The sequence below is a fragment of the Kitasatospora sp. NPDC059462 genome (assembly GCF_042749955.1).
Lineage (GTDB): Bacteria > Actinomycetota > Actinomycetes > Streptomycetales > Streptomycetaceae > Kitasatospora.
The window spans coordinates 1-4,574 of record NZ_JBHYUU010000331.1 but is presented as its reverse complement, the minus strand read 5'-3'; the positions used below and the strand labels follow the sequence as shown (position 1 = coordinate 4,574).

Sequence of the window (4,574 nt, the reverse complement as noted above, 5' to 3'; positions counted from 1 at the left end):
GAAGTTGCCGCTCGCGAGCATGGAGTAGCCGCTGGTGCTCACGGTGCCGTTGCCGTTGCCCGCCCACATCAGCAGCTGGCCGTCCGAGAACTTGCCGGCGACGTCCACCTTGCCGTCCTTGTTGAAGTCGGCGGCCACCAGGTCGGTGACCGAGCCGAGGTTGCCGCTGGCGAACATGTTGGTCCCGGCCGCGCCGTTGACCGTGCCGTTGCCGTTGCCGGGCCACATCAGCAGCTGGCCGTTGGAGGTCTTGCCGGCGATGTCCACCTTGCCGTCGCCGTTGAAGTCGGCCGCGAGCAGACCGCTGACCGCGCCGAAGCCGGTGCCGGGCCACATCGCGTAGCCGCTGGCGCTCACGGTGCCGTTGCCGTTGCCCGCCCACATCAGCAGCTGGCCGTCCGAGAACCTGCCGGCCACGTCGGTCTTGCCGTCGCCGTTGAAGTCGGCGGCCACCAGGTCGCTGACCGAGCCGAAGTTGCCGCTCGGGACCAGGGAGTAGCCGCTGGTGCTCACGGTGCCGTTGCCGTTGCCCGCCCACATCAGCAGCTGGCCGTCCGAGAACTTGCCGGCGATGTCCACCTTGCCGTCGCCGTTGAAGTCGACCCTGGAGGCGGCGCCGCCGTTCGGCGGGGTCACCGCGTCGTCGACGATCTTGTTGTAACGGAACGCCTTGTAGTCGCCGTTGGGGTGCGAGTCGAAGGTGGCGGCGTTGATGGAGATGTTGGAGTAGTGCTTCACCGGGGTCGAGCCGAAGGAGTAGTACGAGACGTGCGCTCTGATGGTGCTGGCGGGCCTGGGCCTGGTCGTCCTCGGCTTCCGCTCGTTCGTCCTCACGTACGAGGAGGTGACCGCCTACCGGCGCGCACCGGTGTGCGGCGCGGCGGCGGCGTCCGGCGCGCACTGTCTGCGGCACGAGAGCGGCAGGGTGGCGCAGCGGTCCACCCGGGGTGGGCGCGAAGGAACGGTCTACCGGCTGGTGGTCGCCGGGGAGACGGGGTCGGTCTACGGCGTGTACGACGTCGACGAGGCGTTCTACGACGACATGCCCCCGGGCTCCGCGGTGGAGCTGACGGTCTTCCGGGGCCGGGTGGTGGAGGTTGCCGCGGCCGGGCACCGGGTCAGGGCCCCGCAGGTGCCGTTGCGGGCGTGTCTGGAACTGACGGTGCTGGGGTTTTTGGGATCGTCACTGGTCATCCACGGCACGAGGCCGGCCCTGACCCGGCTGGGGCTGGGGAAGCCGACCGTGGGCCTCGTGCGGATCACGGTCGCCTCCGCCGTCTTCTTCGCCGTCCCCCCGCTCTTCGGCAGCGGGATGGCGCTGCAGCTCCACGTGCCCCCGGCCGTCGTGCTTCCCCTCGCCGTACTCGGCTGGGCGGGCCTCATGGTCCTCCTGTCCTGGCTGATCCGCCACGAATGACGCCGCTGCGAGCGGGGCGCCGCCCCGAACCGTGCCCCGAACCGTGCCCCGGACCGCGCCCCGGCGGGCCCGGTGCCGCTCCCGTCCGCCGCAGGCACGGTGGTGTCGTCGGGCCCGGACACCGTTGCCCGGTCCGGTCCGAGGATCCGCCGTAGTGCGGCGAGATGGTCCGGGGCGGTGCGGGCGGTCTGCGTGGTGCCGCCCGACGTTGTCACGGCCCGACCCCGCCCGTGTGCAGGCAGACGGAGCCCGGCCGCCGGCGCGCCGCCTTCAGCGCGACGTCGCCGTCGCCGCCCCGGGCAGAAGCCACCGGGGGCGACCAGGCCGTCCAGCGCGTGGCCGACAATGCGGGCGCATTCCTCCAGGGCCGCGCGCACGGCCTTGGTGACCAGCTCGAGGCGGGTCAGATCGCGGACAGGGGCCAGGACGTGGGTGGAGTCGGTGCGCTGAGTGGTGCGCTCGCGGACCAGTCCGACGTCTTTCGGGCGGTCCAGGGCAAGGTCGAGGAGGCGGTCCGCCCGGCCGTGCTTCAGTAGGCGGTCGCGGACGTCGGTGAACACGCTGTGGCGGAAGCCTGGGTCGTCGAGTTCGAGGCCGAGTGCGTACTTGACGTCGATGCGGCAGCGCACGGCCTCGACCGCATCGCGGTCGGACAGGCCCGGAAGGAACTGCAGCGCGCTCACCGTGGCCGGCTGCGCGGGCGGCAGTCCCGGGCGTCCGTCACGCGGATACCGGTCGGCGACGTCCTCGTCCCCCCGCAGGCCGTCGAGCCGGTCACGCACCCACATGGCCGTCGTGCCACGGGGGTTGCCGGCCCGCGCCATGCGCGCAGTCAACACCGGGACCTCGGCGCCCGGGCGGGGGGCGGACCGACATCTCGCACTCCTCGGCAGTCTCGCGGGCACCATGCACCCGCGAGACTGCCGCACCACCCTGATCACGGGCAGCCGAACACCAAGATCCCCGGCAGGGTCGAGCTCAGGGCGATGGGGCGAAGGTGCGGCGGTACCTCGACGGGCTGGTCCGGGTCATCGCGGTGAAGTGGACGCGCAGCGACTCCGCGGAGCCGAAGCCGCATCGGTGGGCGATGTCGTCGATGCCGAGGGCGGTGGTTTCGAGGAGTTCGCGGGCGCGGGCGACGCGTTGGACGGCTATCCAGTTCATGACGCTCGTTCCGGTGGCGGTCCGGAATTTGCGGCGCAGGGTCCTTGTGCTCATGTGGCTGTGCCGGCTGATCGACTCCAGGGTGAGCGGCTCGTCGAGGTGTCCCAGGATCCATGTGATCACGTTGGTGATCTCCGAGTCGCCGGCGGGTGGGAGGTGTTCGATGAACTGGGCCTGTCCTCCTTCGCGGTGCGGGGGGCTGACGAGGAAGCGGGCCATGGTGTTCGCGGCGGCCTGGCCGTGGTCGAGTCGTAGGAGGTGCAGGCACAGGTCGGTTCCGGCGAGGATGCCGGCGGAGGTGAAGACGCCGGTGTCCTCGACGTAGAGTTCCGCCTCGCGGACCTTGACCGAGGGGTGGCGCTCGCGCAGCAGCCCGGCCCAGTGCCAGTGGGTGGTGGCGTTGCGGCCGTCGAGGATGCCGGCGGCGGCCAGGGCGAACGCGCCGTTGCAGATGGACACCATCCGGCTTCCGCGGCGGTAGGCGTCGGCCAGCCGTTCGACCAGTTCGGGGTGCGGGGGCTCGGTGGGGTCCTCGACTCCGGCGACGATCACGGTGTGTGCGGTGTCCAGCCGGTCGAGGGGTTCGACGTCGCGGGGTACCAGTGCGTTCTGCGCGGGAACCGGGCTCACCAGGCTCAGTTCGTAGGGGACGCCGCCGGGCCAGGAGGCGGTCACGTAGTGCGGCCAGTGGCCGAACACCTGCTGGGGGACGGCTATGTCCAGCGGGGCGTAGCCCTGCTGGACCACGATCGCGATCTTGGCCGGATCCTTGGTATTCCTGTCCATTTGGCCATCGTACGGGGGGTCCCGGTCTTCCTAGGCTGGTCGCATCAGGCCGTTGGCCGGTTGTTGGAGGAGAGACGCAACATGTATGTCGTGATTGAGACTTGGACCCCGAGGCCCGCGTTCCACGCCGCGGACGAGCAGACGCGCAACGATCTGCTCGCCGGGGCTCAGGAAGCCATGAGGCAGCTCGCGGAGATCGGCGTGGTGACCCTCGGTTGGGGCCGGGTGGAGCCGGCGGCGAACTCCACGTCCCACGCGTGGTTCGCCGTCTGGCAGGCCCCGTCGAAGGAACTGGCCGACAAGCTCCTCGAAGGTGTCGAGGACTCCGGCTGGTACACCTACTTCGAGCAGTCCAACGCCGTCGGCGAGCTGCGGCCCGCCGAGGCGGTCATCGCCGAGCACCTGGCGCTGGGGGCTGACGCCAGGTGAGCATTCTGGAGAACCTGCCGGAGGAGATCGGAGGGTGGCCGCGTACGGCGGCCACGGAGGCGGCCGTCGCCTTCACCGCCGAGCACTCTCCGCGATGGCTGCTCAACCACTGCGTCCGCAGCTACTTCTACGCGCGGAGCATCGGTACCGCCAGGGGCCTGGCGGCCGGGGCGGACTACGACGACGAGGCGCTCTTCCTCGCCACGGTGCTGCACGACATCGGTCTGACCGATGAGGGGCAGGGTCCGAACCGGTTCGAGGTGGACGGTGCGTTCCGGGCGGCCCGCTTCGCCCGCGAGCACGGCCTTTCCGATGCCGCCGCCGACCAGGTCTGGGACGCGGTGGCGCTGCATACCTCGCCGGGGATCGCGTCCCACCTGCATCCGGTCGGCGCTCTGGCGCATTTCGGAATCGGCGCCGATGTGTTCGCCTTCGGCGTCGAGGAGGTGGACCGGGCGGTCCTGGACGCGGCGCACGCGGCGTTTCCGTATCTGGACCTGCGGAACAGCATCAACGCGCAGGTGGCCCGTCAGATCGACGAGCAGCCGTCGAAGTGGGCTCCGCTGTCGTTCGTCGACATCGTGTACCGCAGGCACCGGCCGGACAACCCGTTCCCCGGCCTCGAAGAGCTCGTGGCCGCCCCGGTGCTTCCGTCCTGACGGCACGTTGGAGCGGGCGGGGGGGGTGGCGCGGGCCCCGCCCGGGGGGGGTCCCACCACGGACAATGTGGTAATAAAAAAAACCAACCCCCCAAACAAAAAATGATATGTGTGGTATA

6 protein-coding genes and 1 pseudogene are annotated in these 4,574 nt (G+C 70.6%); 4 read left to right on the top strand and 3 right to left on the bottom strand.

Features of this window, described 5'->3' with window-relative positions; genetic code table 11:
* Positions 1-738 (bottom strand): FG-GAP repeat domain-containing protein (locus tag ACFXAM_RS37945; RefSeq protein WP_380298405.1); only part of this gene is annotated, 738 nt, incomplete at its 3' end.
* Positions 739-778: 40 nt separating this feature from the next.
* On the opposite strand from ACFXAM_RS37945, the gene ACFXAM_RS37940 reads away from it, so the two are divergent.
* Both ACFXAM_RS37940 and ACFXAM_RS37935 read left to right on the top strand, forming a co-directional pair.
* The gene (locus ACFXAM_RS37940; RefSeq protein ID WP_380298409.1) at positions 779-1,417 is read left to right on the top strand and encodes a hypothetical protein; all 639 of its coding nucleotides are present in this window, start codon (positions 779-781) and stop codon (positions 1,415-1,417) included.
* Positions 1,418-1,752: 335 nt separating this feature from the next.
* The gene (locus ACFXAM_RS37935; protein ID WP_380298407.1) at positions 1,753-1,953 is read left to right on the top strand and encodes a hypothetical protein; all 201 of its coding nucleotides are present in this window, start codon (positions 1,753-1,755) and stop codon (positions 1,951-1,953) included.
* Between the two features lie 27 nt (positions 1,954-1,980).
* Here the strand turns inward: ACFXAM_RS37935 and ACFXAM_RS37930 are convergent.
* Both ACFXAM_RS37930 and ACFXAM_RS37925 read right to left on the bottom strand, forming a co-directional pair.
* Positions 1,981-2,205 (bottom strand): annotated as a pseudogene (locus ACFXAM_RS37930) (transposase); the annotation flags it as partial.
* 190 nt (positions 2,206-2,395) lie between these two features.
* Entirely contained in the window at positions 2,396-3,367 is a 972-nt protein-coding gene (locus ACFXAM_RS37925; protein ID WP_380298403.1) for a GlxA family transcriptional regulator, read from the bottom strand.
* Between the two features lie 90 nt (positions 3,368-3,457).
* Here ACFXAM_RS37925 and ACFXAM_RS37920 point away from each other — a divergent pair, with 90 nt between their 5' ends.
* Both ACFXAM_RS37920 and ACFXAM_RS37915 read left to right on the top strand, forming a co-directional pair.
* Complete coding sequence (locus tag ACFXAM_RS37920; RefSeq protein ID WP_380298401.1) at positions 3,458-3,796, top strand: DUF6616 family protein; 339 nt, start codon at positions 3,458-3,460, stop codon at positions 3,794-3,796.
* Complete coding sequence (locus ACFXAM_RS37915) at positions 3,793-4,455, top strand: HD domain-containing protein (RefSeq protein ID WP_380298399.1); 663 nt, start codon at positions 3,793-3,795, stop codon at positions 4,453-4,455. Before ACFXAM_RS37920 ends, ACFXAM_RS37915 begins: the two co-directional genes overlap by 4 nt.
* Positions 4,456-4,574 lie beyond the last annotated feature (119 nt).